17 protein-coding genes and 1 CRISPR repeat array are annotated in these 23,923 nt (G+C 51.7%); of the genes, 10 read left to right on the top strand and 7 right to left on the bottom strand.

Annotation, left to right across the window (positions count from 1 at the left end):
* Positions 1-81 precede the first annotated feature (81 nt).
* The 6 genes from ACO6V1_RS03375 to bioB form a co-directional block, all read right to left on the bottom strand.
* Positions 82-1,872, bottom strand: coding sequence for an acyl-CoA dehydrogenase C-terminal domain-containing protein (locus tag ACO6V1_RS03375; protein WP_422465813.1), 1,791 nt, complete (start codon positions 1,870-1,872; stop codon positions 82-84).
* 137 nt (positions 1,873-2,009) lie between these two features.
* The gene (bioD, locus tag ACO6V1_RS03380; RefSeq protein WP_422460654.1) at positions 2,010-2,690 is read right to left on the bottom strand and encodes a dethiobiotin synthase; all 681 of its coding nucleotides are present in this window, start codon (positions 2,688-2,690) and stop codon (positions 2,010-2,012) included.
* 3 nt (positions 2,691-2,693) lie between these two features.
* Positions 2,694-3,605: a malonyl-ACP O-methyltransferase BioC gene (gene bioC, locus ACO6V1_RS03385; protein ID WP_422460656.1), complete on the bottom strand. Its 912-nt coding sequence runs from the start codon at positions 3,603-3,605 to the stop codon at positions 2,694-2,696.
* Positions 3,602-4,372 (bottom strand): alpha/beta fold hydrolase, encoded by a 771-nt coding sequence (locus tag ACO6V1_RS03390; protein WP_422460658.1) that lies wholly within the window; start codon positions 4,370-4,372, stop codon positions 3,602-3,604. The genes bioC and ACO6V1_RS03390 overlap by 4 nt, the downstream gene beginning before the upstream one ends.
* Positions 4,372-5,595: an 8-amino-7-oxononanoate synthase gene (gene bioF / locus ACO6V1_RS03395; RefSeq protein WP_422465815.1), complete on the bottom strand. Its 1,224-nt coding sequence runs from the start codon at positions 5,593-5,595 to the stop codon at positions 4,372-4,374. Before bioF ends, ACO6V1_RS03390 begins: the two co-directional genes overlap by 1 nt.
* Positions 5,595-6,728, bottom strand: a complete 1,134-nt coding sequence (bioB, locus tag ACO6V1_RS03400; protein ID WP_422460662.1) for a biotin synthase BioB — start codon at positions 6,726-6,728, stop codon at positions 5,595-5,597. The genes bioF and bioB overlap by 1 nt, the downstream gene beginning before the upstream one ends.
* 454 nt (positions 6,729-7,182) lie before the next feature.
* Here bioB and ACO6V1_RS03405 point away from each other — a divergent pair, with 454 nt between their 5' ends.
* The gene (locus ACO6V1_RS03405) at positions 7,183-7,638 is read left to right on the top strand and encodes a ComF family protein (protein ID WP_422460664.1); all 456 of its coding nucleotides are present in this window, start codon (positions 7,183-7,185) and stop codon (positions 7,636-7,638) included.
* Between the two features lie 158 nt (positions 7,639-7,796).
* Positions 7,797-8,795, top strand: coding sequence for a serine/threonine protein kinase (locus ACO6V1_RS03410; RefSeq protein ID WP_422460666.1), 999 nt, complete (start codon positions 7,797-7,799; stop codon positions 8,793-8,795).
* Between the two features lie 5 nt (positions 8,796-8,800).
* Here the strand turns inward: ACO6V1_RS03410 and dnaB are convergent, their stop codons facing one another.
* Positions 8,801-10,201 carry a replicative DNA helicase gene (gene dnaB, locus ACO6V1_RS03415; protein ID WP_422449903.1) on the bottom strand — a complete coding sequence of 467 codons (1,401 nt, stop codon included), beginning with the start codon at positions 10,199-10,201 and terminating at the stop codon, positions 8,801-8,803.
* A 339-nt stretch (positions 10,202-10,540) separates the two neighbouring features.
* Between dnaB and cas3 the strand changes: the two genes are divergently transcribed.
* Genes cas3 through cas2e form a run of 8 tightly spaced genes read left to right on the top strand, consistent with a single transcriptional unit; the run spans position 10,541 to position 19,053 of the window.
* On the top strand, positions 10,541-13,240 hold the full coding sequence (gene cas3 / locus ACO6V1_RS03420; RefSeq protein ID WP_422449902.1) for a CRISPR-associated helicase/endonuclease Cas3: 2,700 nt from the start codon (positions 10,541-10,543) through the stop codon (positions 13,238-13,240).
* A 31-nt stretch (positions 13,241-13,271) separates the two neighbouring features.
* Entirely contained in the window at positions 13,272-14,834 is a 1,563-nt protein-coding gene (gene casA, locus ACO6V1_RS03425) for a type I-E CRISPR-associated protein Cse1/CasA (protein WP_422449901.1), read from the top strand.
* Complete coding sequence (gene casB, locus ACO6V1_RS03430; protein WP_422449900.1) at positions 14,835-15,284, top strand: type I-E CRISPR-associated protein Cse2/CasB; 450 nt, start codon at positions 14,835-14,837, stop codon at positions 15,282-15,284.
* A gap of 35 nt (positions 15,285-15,319) precedes the next feature.
* Positions 15,320-16,537 carry a type I-E CRISPR-associated protein Cas7/Cse4/CasC gene (cas7e, locus tag ACO6V1_RS03435; RefSeq protein ID WP_422449899.1) on the top strand — a complete coding sequence of 406 codons (1,218 nt, stop codon included), beginning with the start codon at positions 15,320-15,322 and terminating at the stop codon, positions 16,535-16,537.
* Between the two features lie 2 nt (positions 16,538-16,539).
* The gene (cas5e, locus tag ACO6V1_RS03440; RefSeq protein WP_422449898.1) at positions 16,540-17,205 is read left to right on the top strand and encodes a type I-E CRISPR-associated protein Cas5/CasD; all 666 of its coding nucleotides are present in this window, start codon (positions 16,540-16,542) and stop codon (positions 17,203-17,205) included.
* On the top strand, positions 17,192-17,812 hold the full coding sequence (gene cas6e, locus ACO6V1_RS03445) for a type I-E CRISPR-associated protein Cas6/Cse3/CasE (protein WP_422449897.1): 621 nt from the start codon (positions 17,192-17,194) through the stop codon (positions 17,810-17,812). Before cas5e ends, cas6e begins: the two co-directional genes overlap by 14 nt.
* A gap of 31 nt (positions 17,813-17,843) precedes the next feature.
* Positions 17,844-18,764 carry a type I-E CRISPR-associated endonuclease Cas1e gene (gene cas1e, locus ACO6V1_RS03450; RefSeq protein WP_422449896.1) on the top strand — a complete coding sequence of 307 codons (921 nt, stop codon included), beginning with the start codon at positions 17,844-17,846 and terminating at the stop codon, positions 18,762-18,764.
* A 1-nt stretch (position 18,765) separates the two neighbouring features.
* Positions 18,766-19,053, top strand: a complete 288-nt coding sequence (gene cas2e, locus ACO6V1_RS03455) for a type I-E CRISPR-associated endoribonuclease Cas2e (RefSeq protein ID WP_257293982.1) — start codon at positions 18,766-18,768, stop codon at positions 19,051-19,053.
* A 107-nt stretch (positions 19,054-19,160) separates the two neighbouring features.
* Positions 19,161-23,892: direct repeats of the CRISPR family, unit length 29 nt; unit sequence GTGTTCCCTGCGCCTGCAGGGATGAACCG.
* The last annotated feature ends 31 nt before the right edge of the window (positions 23,893-23,923 follow it).

Genomic DNA, 23,923 nt, shown 5'->3' on the forward strand with positions numbered 1-23,923 from the left:
AAAAAAGGCTACCAACCGGTAGCCTCTCTGTTTATTGTTTGGCTTATGGCTGATTCACTTTCAGCCCGTCAGACCAGCGAATTAAACGTCGCCAAAATCATCCGCTTCCATGGCCATCAGATTGTCGGCACCAGACTCAATGCACGCCTTGTGCATCTGGGCTCTTGGTAACAGACGCTGGAAGTAGAACTGTGCAGTCTGGATTTTAGCCTTATAGAACCCTTCTTCAGTGGTACCATTCGCCAGGGCTTCTTTTGCCGTCAGTGCCATCCGGGCCCAGAAGTACGCCAGGCAGGCATAACCGGAGTACATCAGGTAGTCAACCGAGGCGGCACCAACTTCTTCCCGGTTCTGCATGGCCTTCATACCAATCTGCATGGTCAGGTCGCCCCACTCCTTATTCATGGCAGCCAGCGGCTTGATAAACTCCTGGAGTTCTTCATTGTCTGCCTGAGCCTGACAGAACTTATGAACCTGCTTGGTGAAGGGCTTCATGGTGGCACCCTGAGTCATCAGGACTTTACGACCCAGCAGGTCCAGCGCCTGAATACCCGTGGTTCCCTCATAGAGCATGGAGATACGGCAGTCACGAACATTCTGCTCCATCCCCCACTCACTGATAAAGCCATGCCCACCGTAACATTGCAGACCGTGGTTAGCGGCTTCAAACCCGGTCTCGGTCATGAACGCCTTAACAATAGGCGTCAGGAAACTCATTTCCAGGTCAGCCTGTTTCCGGACTTCTTCATCAGGACTCTTCACCAGGTCGGCCATTTGTGCCACGTAGTAAACCAGTGCCCGGTTACCTTCCGTCAGTGCCTTGATGGTCAACAGCATACGGCGAACATCCGGGTGAACAATGATCGGGTCGGCAGGCCCATCAGGGTTCTTCGGGCCGGAAAGAGAACGCATCTGCAGACGGTCACGGGCATATCGAACAGCCCCCTGATAAGCGATTTCTGCATGGGCAAGACCCTGAATACCGGTGCCCAGACGGGCAGAGTTCATAAAGGTGAACATATAGTTCAAACCTTTATTGGGCTCACCAATCAGATAACCGGTGGCTTCGTCAAAGTTCATCACACAGGTGGCGTTACCATGGATACCCATCTTATGCTCGATGGAACCACAGCTGACACCATTTGTTTCACCCGGAGCATCCGGGCGATGACGGGGAATAATAAACAGGGAGATACCTTTGGTGCCTTCAGGTGCCCCCGGCAGACGGGCAATAACGATATGAACAATATTCTCTGCCATATCGTGTTCCCCGGAAGAGATAAAGATTTTGGTGCCGGTAATACGATAAGTGCCGTCTTCCTGGGGTACGGCTTTGGTTTTCAGCATACCCAGATCAGTACCGCAGTGAGGCTCAGTCAGACACATCGTACCGGTCCACTCACCGGAAATCAGCCGGGTAAGGTACGTTTCTTTCTGCTCGTGGGTACCATGGGCTTCCAGAGTATTCATTGCGCCATGGCTCAGCCCGGGATACATCCCCCAGGACCAGTTGGATTCCCCCATCATTTCACTGAGCACCAGGCCCAGCGAAGCAGGGAGACCCTGGCCACCATGCTCAGCATCGCTGGACAGCGATGGCCAGCCACCTTCAACAAACTGTTGATAGGCGTCTTTAAATCCGGTGGGGGTTTTAACGCCTTCTGGTGTCCAGGTACAACCTTCTTCATCACCGACACGATTCAGCGGTGAAAGTACCTGTTCACAGAATTTGGCACCTTCCTCCAGGATGGCGTCCACCATATCCGGAGTGGCATCCTGACCTTGAGGGAGGTTTGCGTAATGTTCTTCATAGCCCAGAACTTCATTACGGACAAAGCGGATATCTCGCAGGGGGGCTTTATATTCTGGCATGATGCATCCTCGATATTCTTTTACTTATGGATAAAGATGAGTATAGCACGATTCAAACAACTGTTTGAAACTTACGTTTAGACAGAATAAATGTCAATACATGACAGCAAAAGTTATTACGAGTGAATTCAAGTCAATCAAGCCAATGGTGAAATATCCAGATACCCGGCAACCTGACTGGCACTGGTCTCCTCAAGAAAGGGCACCACACCAAGACAGGGTGCTGGAATCAGACTTTTCAGGGTGTCCAGATTGTCATCATAACGGCTCATATCAGGATCCACCTGATTCGCCACCCAGCCTGCCAGCCTGACACCATCACGGAGAATGGCTTCAACGGTAAGCAAGGCATGGCTGATACAGCCCAGTTTCATGCCAACCACCAGAATAGCAGGAGTATTCAACGCTTTTGCCAGTCCGCTGATCATCTCCCGTGAGTTCAGGGGGACCCGCCAGCCACCAGCGCCTTCGATAAGAGCCAGATCATTTTTTTGCATCAAGGCTCCGCGGCTGTAGCCCACAAGTCGATCCAGGGTCATACGCACACCGGCTTCCTGTGCCGCAATATGGGGGGCAATGGCAGGTGCCAGAGCCAGGGGGTTTATCTGTTCGTAAGGTAGAACAAGCGTCATGGCTTCCATCAATGCCAATGCATCGTCATTTCTCAGGCCGTTTTCAGTGTGCTGACATCCTGCAGACACCGGTTTTAAGGCCAGCGTCGTTAACCCTGTTAAGCGCGCTGCCTCAAGCAGTCCACAGGTGACGACGGTTTTCCCGGCATCCGTATCCGTACCGGTGACAAAATAAGTTTTTCCCATTTTCTACTCTTCACACACTGGCTTCTGCAAGACGCCGTAAAGGACCTGATAGGTCAAAGGCAATCCTTCAGGCTGTCGTATTTGTTCATAAGCCTGTTGCAAGGCTTCAAGCTTCCGTCGGGTCACCAGGCCACCTTTATCCGCCAATACGGTGTTTACCCCCAGAGCCTTTAAACTGCGCAACAGGGAGATCACATCGGGATAGAACAGTGTTTCAGGCTTCAGTGAGAACGCCTGGCAAACCAGATCACTGGCGTTCATACGCTGTTTCTGAGTATCAAAACTGTCAAAGCGGTTAACCCGATTATTTTCCCCCACCAGACACCATGCATTATCCAGCTCTGCCAAGCTGCCTTCAGCCAGGGTAGAAAAGACAAAAGTCCCACCAGGCTTCAGTACTCTGCTCACCTCACCAAGCACCTGCTCGAAGTCGCACCATTGAATAGCCAGGCTGGAATAGATCAGATCCACAGCACCGGACTGCAAGGGCATGGACTCAATATCACCAGAGCACCAGTCAACCCGGGGATGGCTGGTATTGTGCCGGGCAAATTGCAGCATCCCCATGGCCAGGTCCATACCGATGACCACGGCATTGTCATATCGTTCAGCCAGCGTCATTGTGTGCAAACCGGTTCCGGTACCCAGGTCAAGAATACGGTGGGAGTGTAATGCTTTTGAGCCTGGCTGCTCTGAGCTGAGTCGGGCCGGTAAGCCCTGCATTGTCCGGGCAGCGACCCGCTTCTGTAATATGGCCGCCTGATCATAACTGTCAGCAGCCCGACTGAAGTTTTCAGCGATACGCTGCTTTACCCGAGCGTTTGCCCGGTCTGTTGTCACGCTAATAGCAGAGGAGGCAGGCCGAAGATCTGCCAGGCCACCGGCAACCTCATTATGGACAGGGATCGAACTCATGTTCCGACATCCCCGCTGGACAGCCGCCGCACCTCACTGATAACCGGCTCGGGGTCATCCATAAAGAAACAATGCCCTCCATCAAGCACCTGAACCCGATGCTTGGCAAACGCCTGCTCAATGGCATCAGCTGCCTCCACCGGAACAAGGGCATCGTCTTTACCAAACAGATGAGTCACCGGGCAGCGAATATCACCAAATACGGAACGAAGATCACTCTTGCCCAGTATGCCCAGCAGGCTTAGCAGGGTGCTGTCTTCGGCCTGATGATCAAGGTCAGCATCAGACAGTAGTGCCTGCAGGGCTTTCGATAGCTCTTTCCGCCGTGGACTGCCGGAGCTGCACAGCAGAACAAACTGTTGCAGCGTCTTGTCACGGGACTGGGACATGCCTTGATAAAAACTGGCAAACAGCGTCGGATCCATTGCCTGCTGCCAGCTGTCATTCTGCACAAAACAGACATTCGCCCCCAGGTTAACGACAGCGGCCACATTATCCGGATACCGGCTGGCATACAGCGTTGCCAGCATTCCGCCTAGCGACCATCCCACCAGCACCGCAGGCTTCTCAAACAGCTGGTGATCCAGATACGTCAGCAATGAGTTCCAGTCATGACTTGTTTTGTACGCTTGTGACTCACGCACCAGGCCAGGCAACTCGACAATGGAAACCCGGCGATGGTCAACATCCAGGGCGTCCGCCAGTGACGCCATGGCACCGGCTGGCATGGCCCAGCCACTGATTAAAACGATCGGGTATTTACTCATCAGGACAACACTCCTGTCATCGATAACGATGCGGTGGCAGGTTGATCAGAAACGTCTGCAACACCTGTCGACTGTGCAGCCATTTTAAGCGCATCCAACAGGCGATCAACATGATGTAACTCATGGGATGCACTGAAGGTAATACGTAATCGGGAAGATCCTTCAGGCACCGTCGGAGGACGGATTGCCGTGACCAGTATCCCCTGCTCAGACAACCGGCGGCTTATGGCCACCGCCCGTCTTGCACAACCAACCAGCAACGGTTGTATCGGTGTTGATGACGGCATCAGAGGCAACCCCAGCTGCTCACAACCGGACCTGAAATAGTGAACCAGTGTCTGCAAATGTTCCCTGCGCCACTGTTGTTCCCGTAGCAGCTTCAGGCTGGTCAGGGTCGCCGACGCTACCGCCGGTGGCATGGACGTGGTATAGATATAAGTCCGGGCAAATTGAATAAGCGTCTCAATCAAAGCGTCACTGCCCGCCACAAATGCACCATAAGTTCCAAACGCTTTGCCCAATGTCCCCACCAGCACCGGCAGATGTTTCTGGTCCAAGCCATAGGCTTCGGCAACACCACCGCCAGTGGTTCCCAGGAAACCAAAACCGTGGGCATCGTCCACCATCAGCCAGGCCTGGTGCTGCTCAGCAAGTTCCGACAGCGCCTTTACCGGCGCAACATCGCCATCCATGCTGAACACGCCATCTGTTACGATCAATTTGCGTCGGGCACGGGTTTTCTGAAGTCGGTTAGTGAGGTTATCCACATCATTATGCAGGTAACGCTGGAACCGGGCACCAGACAACCGTCCGGCATCCAGTAATGAGGCATGGTTCAGGCGATCCTGAAACACCGCATCCTGCCTGCCCAACAAGGCACTGATCACGCCCAGGTTAGCCATATAGCCATTGGCAAACAGCAGCACACGCTCTCTGCCGGTAAATTCCGCAAGCGCTTCTTCCAGCTGATGATGTGCCCGGCTGTGCCCCACCACCAGATGGGAAGCACCGCCACCCAGCCCATAGTGATCCGTTGCCTGTCGAAAGCTTGCGATAACATCGGGATGGTTTGCCAGGCCGAGGTAATCATTGCTGCAGAAGGCAAGACAGTGCTGGCCATTGATAATGACCTCAGGCTCCTGGGGCGAGTCCAGGGTTTGACGACGGCGATAGAGGCCAGCGGCATGGCGGGCCTCAAGCTCCTGTTCCAGATTGAAGCTCATCAGCCATGACCAGCCATGTTTCGATCCGACTGGCTGGCCATGGCATCGTAGTAATGCTCATTGCTTTTTTCAGCGTCGTACATTGCTTTAATCGGGCACTGCTCAGGAGGCTGTACCGCGGATTGCTCACCCCAATCATGCCCTTTATTGATGCCGAGCTTGGCAAACAGCTGCCGGTCCTTATTCGCCTCAGGGTTCGCGGTGGTCAGCAGTTTATCACCAAGGAAAATTGAGTTGGCTCCCGCCAGAAAGGCCAACGCCTGAAGCTCATCACTCATCTGCTCACGCCCGGCCGACAGACGAATGTTGGACGCTGGCATCATAATTTTGGCCACGGCGATGGTACGGACAAAATCAATACCATCCACCGCCTCAGCGTCTGCCAATGGCGTGCCAGCGACTTTCACCAGCATATTGATAGGCACACTCTCCGGATGCTTCGGCATATTGGCCAGCTGAACCAGCATCCCGGCACGATCGCGCTCGTTTTCACCCAGACCCACAATGCCACCACTGCAGACATTCATCCCCGCCTCCCGGACAAACGCCAGAGTGTTCAGCCGGTCAGCATAAGTTCGGGTGGTAATGATGTTGCCATAGAACTCTGGCGAGGTATCCAGATTGTGGTTGTAGTAATCCAGTCCTGCCCCGGCCAGCTCCGTAGCCTGATCCTCACTCAGCATGCCCAGGGTCATGCAGGACTCAAGACCCAGTGCTTTCACCCCCTTAATCATTTCAATAATGTAAGGCATGTCCCTGGCGGGAGGATTTTTCCAGGCCGCCCCCATGCAGAAGCGGGTAGCACCGGAAGCCTTGGCGCTTCTGGCCTCCTCCAGTACCTTCTGCACCTCCATCAATTTTTCTTTTTCCAGACCGGTATTGTAGTGACCACTCTGGGGGCAATACTTGCAGTCCTCCGGACAGGCACCCGTCTTGATCGACAGTAATGTGCTAACTTGCACCTGGTTTGGATCAAAATGTTCTCTGTGAGCCAGCTGGGCCTGAAAGATCAGATCATTGAACGGCTGTTGGAAAAGTGCCTCTACTTCTGACAGCGTCCAGTCATGACGAACGACACTGTGGCCAAAAGAGCTGGAGGAATTTTCTGCTGGAGCTGAACTGGTATTGGACATGACATCCTCTGGGGGAGGGAACACCGATCACAGAAGGGAAGAAAACCTTTGCTAACGGAGACCTGAGATTTATTCATTGTTTGAGTTAACAACCATGAAAATGAAATTACCAATCACTAGAACGACATTTTCACAATAAAGATGCAAAAGATGATAACGGAATTACTGCCACCGTCAATCTATGAAATTCTTTAAGGTTTACAACTGGTCTAATTTTAAGCAGCAAGTACAGATCAAATGCATTCTTTGCCGGGGCCATACCACACTTGCCCAACCGCTTTGCCGATTATGCCTGGCAACATGCCCGGTTCCATTGTGCTTTTGCTCCTGCTGCGGCTTGCCCATTCAAGACAGCGACACGGGCATTTGTGGCCAGTGCCTGAAGCAACCGCCCTTATTTGACCACTGTCTTTCACCATTTCTGTACCAGTTTCCCGTCAACCGGATATTACAAATGGTGAAATACCAGTCCAGGCTGGAACTGATAAAGCCAATGGCCGCATCACTGGCTGAATGGTTGCTGGACTATTACCTTGATGATCAGTGGCCGGAAATCATATTGCCGGTACCACTGCACCGCAAACGGTTGCGGGAAAGAGGTTATGACCAGACGCTCCTGCTGACCAAAGCCCTGAAGAAACTGCTCAGTGTCAGAGAACTGGACATTGAACAACAGTTGATCAAAAGAACCATCCACTCTGTACCACAGCAAAGCCTGGACGCCACCGCCCGACAAAAAAACATTCGCAACGCATTCACTTTAAACGGCACACCGCCGTGGCACCACGTTGCCCTAGTGGACGATGTGGTAACCACGGGTGCCACCGTCAATGAAATCACCCGACTGTTGAAAAAAAGTGGTGTTAAACGCGTGGATATATGGAGTGTTGCCAGAACACCGGAGAGCTGATGATTATTGAAGCTGCTCCCGGACAGCCTCCAGGAACTGCATTCAGGGTAATTATCCACATTAATTTCAAAGCAGAATTCCTCCCGGCGTCAGTGGCCAGTCTTTACTATTGGTTATAGAATCCCCTCCACAGAACTCAGACTCCTTCGGAGGCCCGCATGAACACGCCTACTCAACATCCATACGACCAGCTGACGCCTGACCGGGCACTGGACGCAGTTGAGAGCGCAGGATTTCTGAGCGATGCCCGCATTATGGCCCTGAACAGCTATGAAAACCGGGTTTACCAGGTCGGCATTGAGGACAGTGAACCCCTGATTGCAAAATTCTACCGCCCCGAACGCTGGTCAAAAGATCAGATTCAGGAGGAACATCAGTTCACCCTGGATCTCCAAGCGATGGAATTACCGGTGGTCGCCCCGATGGCTGACGAAAAAGGCAACACACTGCATGAGTTTGAAGGCTTTCTGTTTGCCCTGTTTCCCCGTCAGGGCGGCCATGCACCGGAACTGGATAATCTGGATAACCTGCTGACCCTTGGCCGCACCTTGGGACGCATGCACAAGCTGGGATCAGCCAGTGACTTCCAACACCGCCCGGCGATCAGCTTGCAGCGATACGGCATCGATAATGTTGAATACCTGCTGGCAAACGACTTTATTCCCGCTTCTCTTCTGGAAGCCTACCAGACCCTGACCCGGGACCTGCTCCATCGCCTGGAACTGATGACGCAACAGCATACGTGGCAATCCATTCGGGTCCACGGTGATTGCCACAGCGGCAATATTCTCTGGCGGAATGAGGCACCACACTTTGTTGACTTTGACGATACCTGTATGGCTCCGGCGATTCAGGATCTGTGGATGCTGTTATCCGGAGACCGCCAAGAGCAGACCCTGCAAATGGCCGAGATTCTGGAAGGTTACACAGAGTTTATGGATTTCAGCCCTTCTGAGCTGAACCTGGTGGAATATTTTCGTACCCTGCGACTGATCAACTACAGCGGCTGGCTGGCCAAGCGCTGGGATGATCCCGCCTTTCCCATGGCATTCACCTGGTTTAATACCGAACGGTACTGGGCAGAGCATATTCTGGAATTGCGGGAACAACTGGCAGCCCTGGACGAGCCACCACTGTCCGTCTTTGGACAGGTTTAAAAAAATCAGTCTTCCTCAAACCGGTAAGCATCCGGTGCCAGGTTTTCAAAGCGGGTGAACTGGCCAATAAACGCCAGTCGGCAAGTACCGATGGGACCATTACGCTGCTTACCGATAATGATTTCAGCGACCCCTTTGTACTCGGTATCCGGGTTATACACCTCGTCCCGGTAGATAAACATGATCACGTCGGCGTCCTGCTCGATGGCGCCGGATTCACGCAGGTCGGAGTTGACCGGGCGCTTATTGGGTCGCTGCTCAAGAGAACGGTTCAACTGCGACAGGGCAATAACAGGAACATTGAACTCCTTGGCAATGGCTTTCAACGATCGGGAGATTTCCGAAATCTCGTTGGTTCGCCCCTCACCAAAACCGGGAATCTGCATCAACTGCAGGTAGTCAATCATGATCAGGCCCAGGTCACCGTGTTCCCGCACCACCCGGCGAACCCGTGAGCGCATTTCCGAGGGGCTGATCCCCGCCGTATCATCAATAAACAACTTCTTGTCTTTAATGCGCTCAACCGCCGACAACAGTTTTGGCCAGTCTTCTTCTTCCAGCTGTCCACTTCTTACCTTGGACTGGTTGATCCTGCCCAGAGAAGAGAGCATACGCATCATCAGCTGCTCACTTGGCATCTCCAGGCTGAATACCATGACGCCCTTCTCACTGTTCAGCAGGGCGTTTTCCACCAGGTTCATGGCAAACGTGGTCTTACCCATGGAGGGACGGGCAGCCACAATCACCATATCGGAAGGCTGGAGACCAGAGGTCATCTCATCCAGATCCTTAAAGCCGGTGGTGGTACCGGTAATGGCGTTACCGGCATTAAACATCTCATCAATTTTCTTGACGGTGTTTTCAAGAATCTCCCGCACCCCCATCGGGCCACCGGTGTTCGGGCGCTCTTCGGCAATATTGAACACCAGCCGTTCGGCTTCATCGAGAATCGCCTGACTGTCTTTCCCTTCGGGATTATAGGCACTGTCCGCAATCTTCTGGCCGGTATTGATCAACTTACGCAGTACCGAACGCTCAAAGATAATCTCCGCGTAGGCGCGAATATTCGCCACACTGGGCACACTGCCCGCCAGCTCCGCCAGGTAAACCAGCCCGCCCACTTCATCCAGCTCACCCCGGTTTTCCAGGATCTCGGCAACCGTCAGAGGGTCAAAAGGCTTGCTCTCATTGCTCAGTGTACTGATGGATGCATAGATACGCCGGTGCCCCGGATTATAAAAGTCATCCGACGTCAGCTTATCCACCACCCGGTCCAGGGCCTGGTTATCCAGCATCAGCCCGCCGAGCACGGACTGCTCCGCTTCGATGGAGTGAGGGGGTGTTTTAATGGCAACCGTGGCTTCGTCGATGGGAAGCTCCAGCTCACGGGGACGTACATCCAGCATAGTGACGATCTGAGAAAAAAGATTAAATGATGATACGAATTCAGGAGGTAAAAATACAGCGACATTATCTTTTATGATCCTGTTCTTAAAATTTACTTACGTACTAATTCCCAGCCTGTCTGAAATCCCAGCTTAAGAACCCGACGGAAGTGATCTTTGCCAAAACACTCCTCGATAAGATAAGACTTACCCACCTGGCACCATCCAGCAGTAGCAGAGGTTTGCGCTTTTGCTGCTTTTTCCAGTTCAATGAAAGCCTGTCAAACGTTGATGTGAAGCATGTTTTTCAAATACACACTCCATATAATGTGAAACTCTTGTCATAGAATGGAAGCAGGCGTGTCTTTTTACAACTATTGGGGCAAAGCAGGTAATCAATCGGAAAATGATAATGCTGGTTATCATTTGCTGGCCTATCACTGTCTGGATGTCGCTGCGGTTGCTAAGGTTTGGTGGCAGACATCTGCGTCCCTCCGCCGTCAGTTTTGTGATCAAAGTGGTCTGCCAGATGAGCAGACTCAGGCTTGGTTGCTTTTTTTTATTGCTTTGCACGATCTGGGCAAATTTGATCTCCGTTTTCAATTAAAAGCAAAACTTGCCTGGCAGCAGGTTAATCCTGAGGCAAGTTGCTTTCAGCCTCGTTTTTCTCAAAAAGACATCAATGATTATTATCACGGGCCAGCCGGTGTTTATTGGTTATATCAAGACTTACATGCTGGTTTTGCAGGTGAAGATGAAGACAGTTATTTTTTTGATGATGACGATAATGAAAGCTGGGATGCGTGGTTGAGTTGGCTCGGGCCGGTAGCGGGGCATCATGGAACCATGGCAGATAACTCCGACAAAGATAACCACAGCTTTACTTTTTTACCCGGGTCGGTCAGCGCCCAGGGACTGGCATTATTGAAACAGGCTCGCCTGGAGTGGTTGAAAGCTCTGGAGTTTCTGTTTTTAAAACCTGCCGGGCTGACACTGGAAGGTGATCCACCATTTCTGGCTGACGGGACCTTGCTGGCTGGTTTTTGTTCAGTTTCTGACTGGTTGGGTTCATCCAGTGGTGAGGGTGATTTTGAATTTGAAAGCCAGCCAATAGATGATCTACAAGACTGGTTTAAATCTCGTTTGCCGATTGCCAGACAATTGCTTCATCGTGCAGGTATTACCGGTTATCAAAGTCGTGACAATCCTGCTATTCAGAACCTTCTTGAGGCGGGATATCAGCCACGGCAAGTTCAGTGCCTGGTGGGGCAGTTACCGCTAACTGAAAGTCTGACGTTAATAGAGGCCTCGACTGGTTCTGGAAAAACAGAAGCCGCTCTGGCTCATGCCTGGCAATTAATTCAACAGAACCTTGCAGATAGTATTGTGTTCGCTCTACCAACTCAGGCGACAGCCAATGCTATGTTGGGTCGTATAGAAAAAGCTGCACCTGTTATTTTTGAAGGGCAAATCAATGCGGTGCTGGCTCATGGCCGGGCAGGATTTCAAGAGGATTTTATCAATCTTAAACAAGCATTCAACTCACACCCTGCACAGGGGGAAGAGGAGGCCAGAGTGCAATGTGCTCAATGGCTGGCTGAAAGTAAAAAAAGAGTTTTTTTAGGGCAGATCGGCATTTGTACAGTTGATCAGGTGTTGGTTTCAGTGTTGCCGGTGCGACACAAATTTGTTCGCGGCTTTGGTATTGGGCGCAGCGTTCTCATCATTGATGAGGTGCATGCCTATGATGCTTATATGTACGGCCTTTTGGAGGAAGTATTAAAACAGCAACGAGCTTCGGGAGGATCGGCAATTTTGTTATCTGCAACTTTGCCGGATTATCAGAAGCAGCAGTTAATGGAGGCCTGGGCTGGGAAAAAAGTACCTGGCCGTTTTGAATACCCTGTTGATGCACCTTACCCGCTGATAACCTGCTATGGGCAGAAGCAGCAACACTTCTCACTTGACACCCAGCAGCGACCCGCCACAAAGCATGTCAATATTGAAATGCAAACAGTGTCAGAGTTGTTGCCTGATGATGGCTTGTTGGAACGAATGATTACTGCCGCAGAGCAGGGTGCCCAGGTCTGTTTTATCTGCAACCTTGTTGATGTAGCTCAGCAGTCTTTATACCAGTTGCGAGAAAAAGCGGCAGGGCGACTGGATGAAGAGCAGCTGATTTTGTTTCACTCCCGCTTTGTGTTTGCTGACCGTCAAAAGAAAGAAGACAAAGTTCTTGAGCTGTTTGGTCCCGAAGGTAAACGACAGAAAGGGCATATATTGGTAAGTACTCAAGTGTTTGAGTGCTCTATTGATGCAGATATGGACTGGATGATCACTCAATTATGCCCAATTGACCTGTTATTCCAACGTTGGGGGCGGCTACATCGTCATCAAAGCAAGCACAAGCGCCCCGAGGGATTTGGTCACCCCCTTTGTACTGTGTTGGTTCCACCGGAATCTGAAGACTATCAGCTGCATGCATTGATATACGGTGATAGCCGTATACTGTGGCGGACTCAGCAGTTATTGCTTAAGTCCGGAAATATTGTTGAATTTCCTCGCGCATACCGGGAGTGGATTGAACCGGTTTATGAAAAAGACGACTGGGGGAGTGAACCTGATTGGGTTATGAAGTCCCATCAGGATTTTGCTGAGCATCAGCAAAGCCAGCGTATGGGGGCACAAACACTAATTAAATCCGGTATGAATATGCTGGCAGATACTGACAATCATATTTCTGCGGTAACCCGTGACGGTGAAATGAACCTGACACTTGTTCCGGTCACTTGTAATTCCGAAGGTGAACGTTGCTTGCTGGATGGTTCGGTGATTGATGAGTTGAATAAAAGTGACCGCTTTGAAAAAATCAGCCTGAATAGTCTCGGAATACCCGCCAGCTGGAATAAGAAAAAAAGTGAAGGGCAACTGCCTGATATAGATGATGACGGTTTGATCTGGCTGGAAATGGCTTTCGTGGAGCAGGGCTACCGGGGGCAATGGGGAGAGACAGAGTACACCTATTTTCCGGAAACTGGTTTCCAGCGCACAAAAACATGAAATTGTAACAAAGTGTTGTGAATGTTGAGCCTTGATTATTGCACTGGTTGTCAATCTGGAGGGACAAGAAAAATTGAAACCATTCTCATTACTTACTGAACCGTGGATTCCCGTCCAGTACGAAGGAGCCCGGCTGCGAATCACGTACCAGCAACTTTTATGTGGGGAGAAAAAAGGCGATCTTTGTCTACCCCGTGATGACCTGGAGCTGGCTTGTCTGCAATTATTGGTAGCCATAACTCAGGTTTGCTTCACACCATTTAATCGAAAGGAGTTACTGGCCCGGCTCAAAAAGCCTTTGCCTACCGATATATTTCTGACTGGCGTGGAGGATAAAAAGGCTTGGTTTGACCTGAATCACCCGGATACACCCTTTATGCAAATTCGCGGAGTTAAGGCGAGCGAACCGACCCCGATGGATAAGCTGCTGGCAGGTGTGGCAGACGGTACCAATAAAACCTTTATTAATCCTCAAGGATTAGCGGAAGGGCTCTGTGGCAGTTGTACGGCAATAGCCTTGTTTAATATGGCCAATAATTGCCCCAGTATGGGTGGAGGGTTCAAGGGAAGTTTGCGCGGTAGTACACCGATTACGCAACTGATTACAGGGCCTGATCTGCGCATAACAGTGTGGCTGAATGTGCTGCATCAGGACCGTCTGAATAACTCTGTCATGCCGTGGTACAAAGATACTGCACAACAAGCTCCAAACTATGTAGATACCGTGAAAGCAGGTGAGAAAATTTGTGCAACAAATATCGGCCTTAACCGTGGTTTACTGTGGCAACCAGCACATTTTGAACTCTTGCCTGCTGAAGATACTGGTTGCTGTAGCGTCTGTAATGTCACTGCGCCATTGTATAAGGGTTTTAATAAAGCCAAGTTCAAATACACGGTAGAAGGTGTCTGGCCTCACCCACTGTCAGCCCGCTCCTTCAAGATTGCCAAAGGAAAAAAAGAAGAAAAGTTTCCTTCTTTTACCACCACAGCACCTGGCTGGACTCAACTTAGCCGTCTGGTTGTGGCCATGGAATCCAAAAAAGAAGGACAAAACCCTGCGCCTGTGCTGATACAGATCAGGGATGACAATTTGATCAGGCAGAAGTATTTACAATTTATTATCGGCGGTTATAGAAACAAGCAGGCAACTGTGCTGGAGCGTCGCCATGAATTTTTTAGTCTGGCGGATGGCTGGGCTGAACATGGGGAGGTGATCCATCACATTATAGAGACAGGTCTGGGGTATAAAACGGCTCTGCGCAGGGCTCTCTATCTCTTTGCAGAAGGTATCAAGGATAAAAACAGAGAAATCAAAGGTGCTGGAGTCAATCTCTGTCAGTCTGGGGATGACCTCTATTTCCAGCAAACCGAACAGTGGATTCGGGACATATTTGCTGATATCGATTTCAGTGAGCCACTACCTGCTATGGATCGCCTGCGCTTTCAACTAAAGCAAACCATACAGGCACTTTTTGATCAGCTCACACAACCCTACCGGCAGGAACCCAAAATGCTCAAAGCACTGGCATTGGCTCGGCGCAGCCTGAATAAATCGCTCGCTGACCTTCAGCCTGTGGTTACAGAGGAGAATTAAATGCAATCTTATAATGAAAAGTCTCAGGATTTCATCCGGCTGTGGAATCGCTATGATGATTTGGGTACTGGCTTCAAAGCCGAGTTGCGCAGGGTTGCAGCACCCGATGACCTTATTGAAATCCCCGCCTTTTATCGTTTAACACGAGGTTATGGCAGTCACAAGAATATCCGGAGATTGGTTTACTGTTTGCCACACCTGAAGCATCGGGACGGTGGCGATTCATTGGGTAAAGCTCTGGCTGAGGCTGGTGTCAGGGAAAAACGCCTGTTCATGGTGATTCGCTCACAGGAACCGAATGATCTGATTCAGTTGCGGCGTTTATTGCAACAAGTGAACCCAATAGTCGACTTTTCTCAAACAGCCTGGCTGCTATTGCGCTGGGATAAGCCGGAACAAAAGCAAAAATTGCTGGAAAATTTCTTTCTGCATCAGAAAGAGTCGCACTGAACCATTTTTTTCACAACATTTAAAAGGGCAGTCTTATGAATAAGAATTTTATAAACTTTCATATCCTGATTTCTCACAGCCCATCCTGCCTTAACCGGGATGACATGAATATGCAGAAGTCGGCTATTTTCGGTGGTAAACGCCGTGTGCGCGTTTCTAGCCAGAGTCTTAAGCGTGCAATGCGCACCAGTGAGTATTATCAGGAGCATTTTCCTGAAGTATCAATTCGTACCAGGCAACTGGAGTTATTGGCGAAAAAATTAACTCAGTTGGCCCCTAAAATTGATGAAAAATGGATTGCTAAGAGTGTAGAGCTTTTTTCCAGTAAAGTGATAGATGACTCAGATGATGATATGGAATCGGACGAGGAAATAACACAAAAGAAAACAGCAGTAGCCCCTTGGTCTATCTCAGAGTTTAAAACATTTTGTGAGCTTGTTCAGGAAATCTATGAGTCTGATTTAAATGAAAAGGATCATGCGTCACTGGTAAAAGCCATAGAGAAAGAGGGTAAACGAAAGGCAACGGCAAAGAAACCGAGATTATCTGATGATCAAGTTAAAGATATTATCTTGGCAAAAATAGTAAAACGAGAGCTAAAAGAGCGCACTGAAATAATGGTAAAAGCTTGTGGACGTGCAACAGATATTGCGTTGTCGGGGCGAATGGCAACATCGGGTTTAATGACCAATGTTGATGGTGCCCTTGCAGTGGCCCATTCCATCACCACCCACGCTGTTGATGCCGATATCGACTGGTTCACTGCTGTGGATGATTTGCAGGAAATGGGATCGGGCCATCTGGATACTCAGGAATTTTCTTCTGGCGTTTTTTACCGTTATGCCAGCCTGAACCTTCAGCAGTTACAAAAAAATCTGGGTGATGCTCCCCGTGAACAGGCGCTGGAAATCGCTGCACATGTATTACATATGCTTGCCACCGAAGTGCCTTCTGCCAAACAACAAAGTTTTGCTGCCCATAACCTGGCTGATCTGGCACTGGTTAGTTTTTCTGACCAGCCTCTGTCCCTGGCCAATGCTTTTGAAAGCCCTGTGAAGGAAACCGGCAATGGCTTTCGCCGTCCCTCAATAAAGGAACTCCATGACCATTGGCAAAAACTGTCAGTAGGGTTTGGTCTGGATGAATGCTGTGCCGAATGGGTGCTTGAGGATGTTGAACTACCTCAAGGTATTAATGCTGTTGAGTCCTTACCTGCACTGAAACAGTGGGTTCAAAACAATGGTGAGGGTTGATAATGCGACAGCATTTGATTCTGAAACTGGAAGGTCCCTTGCAAAGCTGGGGTAAACACAGCTTTGAAGGGTTACGACCGTCGGAGGCTTTTCCGGGGCGCAGTGCCTTGTTGGGGCTTCTGGGAGCCTGTCTTGGTATTGACCGTGCGGACTGTGAAAGGCAACGTCAACTGGCGACAAGTGTCGGCTTTGCAGTACGTGTTGATCAGGGCAAACACGGGCCGATAAAAATGACGGACTACCACACCGTGAAGGATGCACGGGTGGATTATCAGGGCCTGAAAAGCCATGAGACCATTCAGACCTGGCGCGAGTACTGGCAAGATGCCAAATACACTATTGCCATCTGGAATTTGGCAGAAGCCAGTATCTCTCTGCATCAATTACAGCAGGCTATATGCAAACCTGTTTTTACTCCGGTACTGGGCCGACGCAGCTGTCCGCTGGTTCGCCCCTTGTTTGAAGATATGATTGAAGCCGAAGATGCGCTGGCCGCACTGATAAAAATTAAACCTGTAGCAGGTACGGTCTACAACGAAGAAGCATCAGGCAACCACCAACTGCAGCTCAGGGATATACCCATCCCTGAACAACCAAGGCAGTTTGCTAACAGGAGAGTCCATGTGCAGGTGCTGACAACAGAGGAGGGATGTGATGTATCTGGCTAAAGTGCATATTGCTCCTGCAAAGAGTAACAATGCTTACGAATTGCACCGGGCTTTATGGCAATTATTTCCTGATCGACCGGATGATAACCGCTCCTTTCTGTTTCGTGTAGAAAGCCTGAGTCGTGCGTTTGGTGCTCAGGTATTAATGCAGTCACACCTAAAACCGACTGGAAGTGGTGAGCACGTTCGTTGCCTGGCAGCCAAAGCTATTAATTATCAATTTCAGGAAGGTCAGCAACTGCGATTCCGACTACGGTGTAATCCGGTCAAGGCGATTAAGGATGAGCGTAAAGGTACGGTAACTCGTAACGGTAGAACGCATATCCGTTCTGTTAGAGTACCTTTAATCAGGGAAGAAGAGCAGCAGCAATGGCTGGACAGTAAACTCAGGCAAGCAGGAGCCCGTTTACAGGCAGTGAATATAGTGCAAGAAAATCCACTTTACTTCCGTAAGGCAAGGGAGAAACGCAGTGGCAAGGTGCAGCCGGTGTTGTTTGAGGGGGTATTGCTGGTGAATGATCCGGCTGCATTCCAGATAGTTGTAGCTGAAGGTATAGGGCCAGCCAAATCCTTTGGCATGGGGCTGTTAAGTCTGGCTACTGGTTAAGCCTGAAATATAACAATGACAAGGAGGTTGGATGTCGTTTATCCCACTAAAACCCATCCCGATCAAAGACCGGGTGTCCATGGTGTTTGTCAGCAAAGGTCGTATTGATGTTCGTGATGGGGCCTTCGTTGTGGTTGATGAAGTCAAAGGTGACAGAAAGCATATTCCTGTGGGATCTGTCGTCTGTATTATGCTCGAACCGGGTACACGGGTATCCCATGCTGCCGTCAAACTGGCGGCAACGACCGGGACACTATTAATTTGGACTGGAGAATCCGGTGTTCGGCTTTACTCTGCCGGTCAGCCGGGTGGTGCAAGGTCAGATAAATTGCTTTATCAGGCAAAACTGGCTCTGGATGAAGAACTGAGACTGAAAGTCGTGCGCAAGATGTTCGAATTTCGTTTTGGTGAGCCAGCCCCTTCCCGTCGCTCAGTTGATCAGTTGCGAGGCCTTGAAGGTGCCAGGGTCAGAAAAACGTATCAGCTGATGGCAAAACAATATGGTGTGCAATGGAAGGGGCGAAGTTATGACCCAAAGGACTGGGAGTCAGGGGACACCATCAACCAATGTTTAAGTGCCGCCACAGCCTGTCTCTACGGTGTTACTGAGGCGGCGGTGTTGGCGGCGGGATATGCGCCTGCTATCGGTTTTATTCATTCCGGCAAGCCCAAAGCGTTTGTGTATGACATTGCTGATCTGTTCAAATTCGAAACAGTGGTGCCGGTGGCGTTTCAGATTGCTGCCAAAGGTACCCATAGTCCGGACAGGGATGTACGTATTGCCTGTCGTGACAGTTTTCGTAAAACACGGCTGCTGAAAAAAATCATTCCCACCATTGAAGAGATTCTGGCAGCAGGAGAAATTACGCCTCCTCCGCCACCGGAAGATGCACAACCACCGGCGATTCCTGAGCCTGTTTCGATAGGTGATACAGGTCACAGGAGCAGCTGAAATGAGTATGTTGGTTGTGGTGACTGAAAATGTACCACCAAGATTAAGGGGGAGATTGGCGGTCTGGCTGCTGGAGATTCGCGCCGGTGTGTACGTTGGAGATGTGTCCATAAGAATCAGGGAAATGATTTGGGAACAGATAAATGCGCTTGCTGAGGAAGGCAACGTGGCTATGGCCTGGGCAACCAACACAGAATCCGGATTTGATTTTCAAACCTACGGCACAAACAGGAGAATACCAATCGAAGAAGATGGTTTAAGGCTGGTTCTTTTTCAATCGGAAGAATAATCAATCTGTTCTTTAACAATGGAATATTTACAGCGAATTTTTGATGAATTTGCTGGTGGAAATTTTAGGTCTTGCAACCTTTTGATTTAGTGGTGTATTTTTTTAGAGTGTTCCCTGCGCCTGCAGGGATGAACCCGTTTTTTTTCTAAGGGGGCATGTTGATAGATCGTGTTCCCTGCGCCTGCAGGGATGAACCGGCATCAGGCTGGTCGAGCTTGGGGGTGAGCCGGTGTTCCCTGCGCCTGCAGGGATGAACCGGGCATCGTTAATGGCATCCATTGCTCTTTGCCGTGTTCCCTGCGCCTGCAGGGATGAACCGCTAATTCCAGTTCATTAAATATGCTCATTCTTGTGTTCCCTGCGCCTGCAGGGATGAACCGAAGGATCCGACTGAATCAACTTTTTCTTATAAGTGTTCCCTGCGCCTGCAGGGATGAACCGATGGATGCCTGTTTGTTATTGCTCATGATGGTGTGTTCCCTGCGCCTGCAGGGATGAACCGAGTATTTCAGGCAAAACTATTTACAGGGAACCGTGTTCCCTGCGCCTGCAGGGATGAACCGCGCAACTGCTGGCCCGGTTACCCAAGCCGGACGTGTTCCCTGCGCCTGCAGGGATGAACCGTCAGCTCAATGACGACATTCCCCGTTTAACCGGTGTTCCCTGCGCCTGCAGGGATGAACCGGTTCTAGCGAATTTAACGAATGGCCGGAACACGTGTTCCCTGCGCCTGCAGGGATGAACCGGGCTGATAATCCCGCCCCCAGTTGCCACAGCCGTGTTCCCTGCGCCTGCAGGGATGAACCGGAAAGTTCGGGGAAACCATGGATGTGGCAGAGGTGTTCCCTGCGCCTGCAGGGATGAACCGTCGGGGATATTGAGACTGCCGCCAGAAAGTATGTGTTCCCTGCGCCTGCAGGGATGAACCGCCTTTGCCCGGAGAGAACAAACGGGGGATCAGGTGTTCCCTGCGCCTGCAGGGATGAACCGTGAAGTGTGCAAATTACGCTGGGCCGATCTGGGTGTTCCCTGCGCCTGCAGGGATGAACCGCGTCCGAGGGCCCGGTGATGAAGCCTTTGCCCGTGTTCCCTGCGCCTGCAGGGATGAACCGGGACACTTTACCGCTGGACAAATGGCAGTTTGGTGTTCCCTGCGCCTGCAGGGATGAACCGCGTCTATTCTTCCAGCATAAGGGCGTCCGGATGTGTTCCCTGCGCCTGCAGGGATGAACCGGCTTCTTGATTATTCAAAGCAGCCTGACAGAAGTGTTCCCTGCGCCTGCAGGGATGAACCGGGCAACGTGCAGCTGCTGTCGTTCGATGGGCGGTGTTCCCTGCGCCTGCAGGGATGAACCGGTGGTGTCGTTAACCGGGACACCAATCACCGAGTGTTCCCTGCGCCTGCAGGGATGAACCGCAAACAGCGCCACGGTGATGCGGCCATTGCCCGTGTTCCCTGCGCCTGCAGGGATGAACCGGGACCTTTGTCGGGCTGGCCATGGGGGAGAGTGTGTTCCCTGCGCCTGCAGGGATGAACCGGGCGGTTGGGCAGTACTGGCCGGACTGGTCGCGTGTTCCCTGCGCCTGCAGGGATGAACCGCCAGACCGTGAAAAAAATCACCGGCACCAACTGTGTTCCCTGCGCCTGCAGGGATGAACCGAAATATCTCATGGGCGCTCGGGTTGAGTTGGAGTGTTCCCTGCGCCTGCAGGGATGAACCGGGATTATTTTTTATATAACGGCTATTTACTGAGTGTTCCCTGCGCCTGCAGGGATGAACCGCCAGTTTGAATATGACCGGCTGGACAAGTCGGGTGTTCCCTGCGCCTGCAGGGATGAACCGCAATCACCCAGGGACGTTGATTCAATGTTCTGGTGTTCCCTGCGCCTGCAGGGATGAACCGGGTATTGTCGGCTGTACCGGGCAATACATCATGTGTTCCCTGCGCCTGCAGGGATGAACCGCGTCGATCCGGTTCCTATGAGGGGCTGACGGTGTGTTCCCTGCGCCTGCAGGGATGAACCGTACGGCCCCAACGCCACGGACACCGAAATCGAAGTGTTCCCTGCGCCTGCAGGGATGAACCGAGTACGAACGTGAAAGAGGCGTCATAAATGAAGTGTTCCCTGCGCCTGCAGGGATGAACCGTATTCCCCAGTCGGCATCAGGGGCATCAGCAACGTGTTCCCTGCGCCTGCAGGGATGAACCGCCGATGGTCATCAGCTGGCTGTCGTTCAGTTCGTGTTCCCTGCGCCTGCAGGGATGAACCGGATGATGATGTGTTCTTCATGGAGATCATGGGGTGTTCCCTGCGCCTGCAGGGATGAACCGAGCAGACATGGAACCAAAAAAAACCATTTGAAGTGTTCCCTGCGCCTGCAGGGATGAACCGCCGTGGACGTAACCGATATCAGCCGACAGCCGGTGTTCCCTGCGCCTGCAGGGATGAACCGCACTGAAAGACGATGGCCGCCTGGTGAAGGATGTGTTCCCTGCGCCTGCAGGGATGAACCGAATGAACGTTTATTCAATTACTGGAAAGAGCAGTGTTCCCTGCGCCTGCAGGGATGAACCGCTACACGCCTCTGATGGCCGCCGGTCTTGATGGTGTTCCCTGCGCCTGCAGGGATGAACCGATTCACCGAATGAAAAAGGGGCGCAGGAAAAGGTGTTCCCTGCGCCTGCAGGGATGAACCGCGCATGGAACAGGTTCCCCTCTCCATGCAGGAGTGTTCCCTGCGCCTGCAGGGATGAACCGGGCAATAACGGCATCGATTACGAGACCTATCTGTGTTCCCTGCGCCTGCAGGGATGAACCGAACTGTTTGTCATTAAAAACGCTCATGCCATCGTGTTCCCTGCGCCTGCAGGGATGAACCGTCTATGCAAAAGTGGGCGAATCCTTCCAGCAGGTGTTCCCTGCGCCTGCAGGGATGAACCGCACCCAATGCCCCGATGCCCAGCACAATGAAGGTGTTCCCTGCGCCTGCAGGGATGAACCGTACCAAGAGCGGATTCAAAGTAATCAAATAGGGTGTTCCCTGCGCCTGCAGGGATGAACCGTCTGAAGATGACAGGGCAAATAAGGCGTATCTGTGTTCCCTGCGCCTGCAGGGATGAACCGGGCGCGTTATTTTGTGGGATGCCTCCGGGGATGTGTTCCCTGCGCCTGCAGGGATGAACCGCAGTTCACTTACTATGACCCCATGTTTAATACGTGTTCCCTGCGCCTGCAGGGATGAACCGATCGGGGGGCAGTAAATGGCGGGGAAGAAAAAGTGTTCCCTGCGCCTGCAGGGATGAACCGTCGCCAGAGCGGCCAAAGTCCTCACCAAAACAGTGTTCCCTGCGCCTGCAGGGATGAACCGCTGTCGTTCACGGTCTGCTGTCTCTTTCGTTAGTGTTCCCTGCGCCTGCAGGGATGAACCGCGTCAAATTTAATGCGTCGTGGCTGACTTTATGTGTTCCCTGCGCCTGCAGGGATGAACCGCTGGCTAAGTTTCTCAGCATCGGCAACGTCAAGTGTTCCCTGCGCCTGCAGGGATGAACCGATGATCTGAACCAGATGGACTGGTTCATGTACCGTGTTCCCTGCGCCTGCAGGGATGAACCGGTCATGGAGCGAGCCGAAGCGAAAGTGCTGCTCGTGTTCCCTGCGCCTGCAGGGATGAACCGAAATTGCGAAACCTGCAACAACAATTACAGGTGTGTTCCCTGCGCCTGCAGGGATGAACCGGATAGTCCCCCATATCAACAGAGCAGGCGATAGTGTTCCCTGCGCCTGCAGGGATGAACCGATGTGACCGCCGGTGTTAATGCTTACCTGCGAGTGTTCCCTGCGCCTGCAGGGATGAACCGTTATAAACATCATCAACACCTTTCTTTTTGTGGTGTTCCCTGCGCCTGCAGGGATGAACCGTTTCACTGAAGCCTGCGAACAGGCCGGAGTTCGTGTTCCCTGCGCCTGCAGGGATGAACCGGGCCGCAAGATCAACCAGACGGACCTGATCGAGTGTTCCCTGCGCCTGCAGGGATGAACCGGTAAAGGACTGGGGGATGTCGATGCTTTTGTCGTGTTCCCTGCGCCTGCAGGGATGAACCGTAGTCGCAATCCTGCCAGTCATCCTGATTAAAGTGTTCCCTGCGCCTGCAGGGATGAACCTGAGGCTCTTCAAGCCAGAATGGCTAGCCTACTGTGTTCCCTGCGCCTGCAGGGATGAACCGCGGCTCGGTTATGTAGAAGCAAACCGGCGGTTGTGTTCCCTGCGCCTGCAGGGATGAACCGGTGCTTTGATTCAGATCGCTATGAAGCTTCAGGTGTTCCCTGCGCCTGCAGGGATGAACCGTAAGAAAAGCAAAATCCAACCCATTGATACCGCGTGTTCCCTGCGCCTGCAGGGATGAACCGTTATGCCCACCTGACTGTAAAAGGTTTTGTAAAGTGTTCCCTGCGCCTGCAGGGATGAACCGCGCAGAATTGAGCGTAGAGTGAGCCATAGGTTGTGTTCCCTGCGCCTGCTGGGATGAACCGCAATGGATGAGCTGAATGAAGCGGTGGAAGCAGTGTTCCCTGCGCCTGCAGGGATGAACCGGCCATCAAGGAGCAACTGGACGCCCTGATCCGGTGTTCCCTGCGCCTGCAGGGATGAACCGATGGCTCTCAAGATGTACTGACCCAGGATGACGTGTTCCCTGCGCCTGCAGGGATGAACCGGTGCGGGCCACGCCAGCCCCTGAGTTGTTGTAGTGTTCCCTGCGCCTGCAGGGATGAACCGGTATTGCCCAGTGCTTTACTGGCCAAACCTGCGTGTTCCCTGCGCCTGCAGGGATGAACCGGACTTTTAATAATAACTATAAATCTGTGTTC

Origin of the sequence: Endozoicomonas sp. ALC013 (genome assembly GCF_049310205.1) — a bacterium.
Classification (GTDB): Bacteria; Pseudomonadota; Gammaproteobacteria; order Pseudomonadales; family Endozoicomonadaceae; genus Endozoicomonas.

Coding starts and splice junctions, on each gene's coding strand:
- ACO6V1_RS03375 (WP_422465813.1), bottom strand. CDS start 1,872: ATGCCAGAATATAAAGCCCCCCTGCGAGATATCCGCTTTGTCCGTAAT.
- bioD (WP_422460654.1), bottom strand. CDS start 2,690: ATGGGAAAAACTTATTTTGTCACCGGTACGGATACGGATGCCGGGAAA.
- bioC (WP_422460656.1), bottom strand. CDS start 3,605: ATGAGTTCGATCCCTGTCCATAATGAGGTTGCCGGTGGCCTGGCAGAT.
- ACO6V1_RS03390 (WP_422460658.1), bottom strand. CDS start 4,372: ATGAGTAAATACCCGATCGTTTTAATCAGTGGCTGGGCCATGCCAGCC.
- bioF (WP_422465815.1), bottom strand. CDS start 5,595: ATGAGCTTCAATCTGGAACAGGAGCTTGAGGCCCGCCATGCCGCTGGC.
- bioB (WP_422460662.1), bottom strand. CDS start 6,728: ATGTCCAATACCAGTTCAGCTCCAGCAGAAAATTCCTCCAGCTCTTTT.
- ACO6V1_RS03405 (WP_422460664.1), top strand. CDS start 7,183: ATGGTGAAATACCAGTCCAGGCTGGAACTGATAAAGCCAATGGCCGCA.
- ACO6V1_RS03410 (WP_422460666.1), top strand. CDS start 7,797: ATGAACACGCCTACTCAACATCCATACGACCAGCTGACGCCTGACCGG.
- dnaB (WP_422449903.1), bottom strand. CDS start 10,201: ATGCTGGATGTACGTCCCCGTGAGCTGGAGCTTCCCATCGACGAAGCC.
- casB (WP_422449900.1), top strand. CDS start 14,835: ATGCAATCTTATAATGAAAAGTCTCAGGATTTCATCCGGCTGTGGAAT.
- cas7e (WP_422449899.1), top strand. CDS start 15,320: ATGAATAAGAATTTTATAAACTTTCATATCCTGATTTCTCACAGCCCA.
- cas5e (WP_422449898.1), top strand. CDS start 16,540: ATGCGACAGCATTTGATTCTGAAACTGGAAGGTCCCTTGCAAAGCTGG.
- cas6e (WP_422449897.1), top strand. CDS start 17,192: ATGTATCTGGCTAAAGTGCATATTGCTCCTGCAAAGAGTAACAATGCT.
- cas1e (WP_422449896.1), top strand. CDS start 17,844: ATGTCGTTTATCCCACTAAAACCCATCCCGATCAAAGACCGGGTGTCC.
- cas2e (WP_257293982.1), top strand. CDS start 18,766: ATGAGTATGTTGGTTGTGGTGACTGAAAATGTACCACCAAGATTAAGG.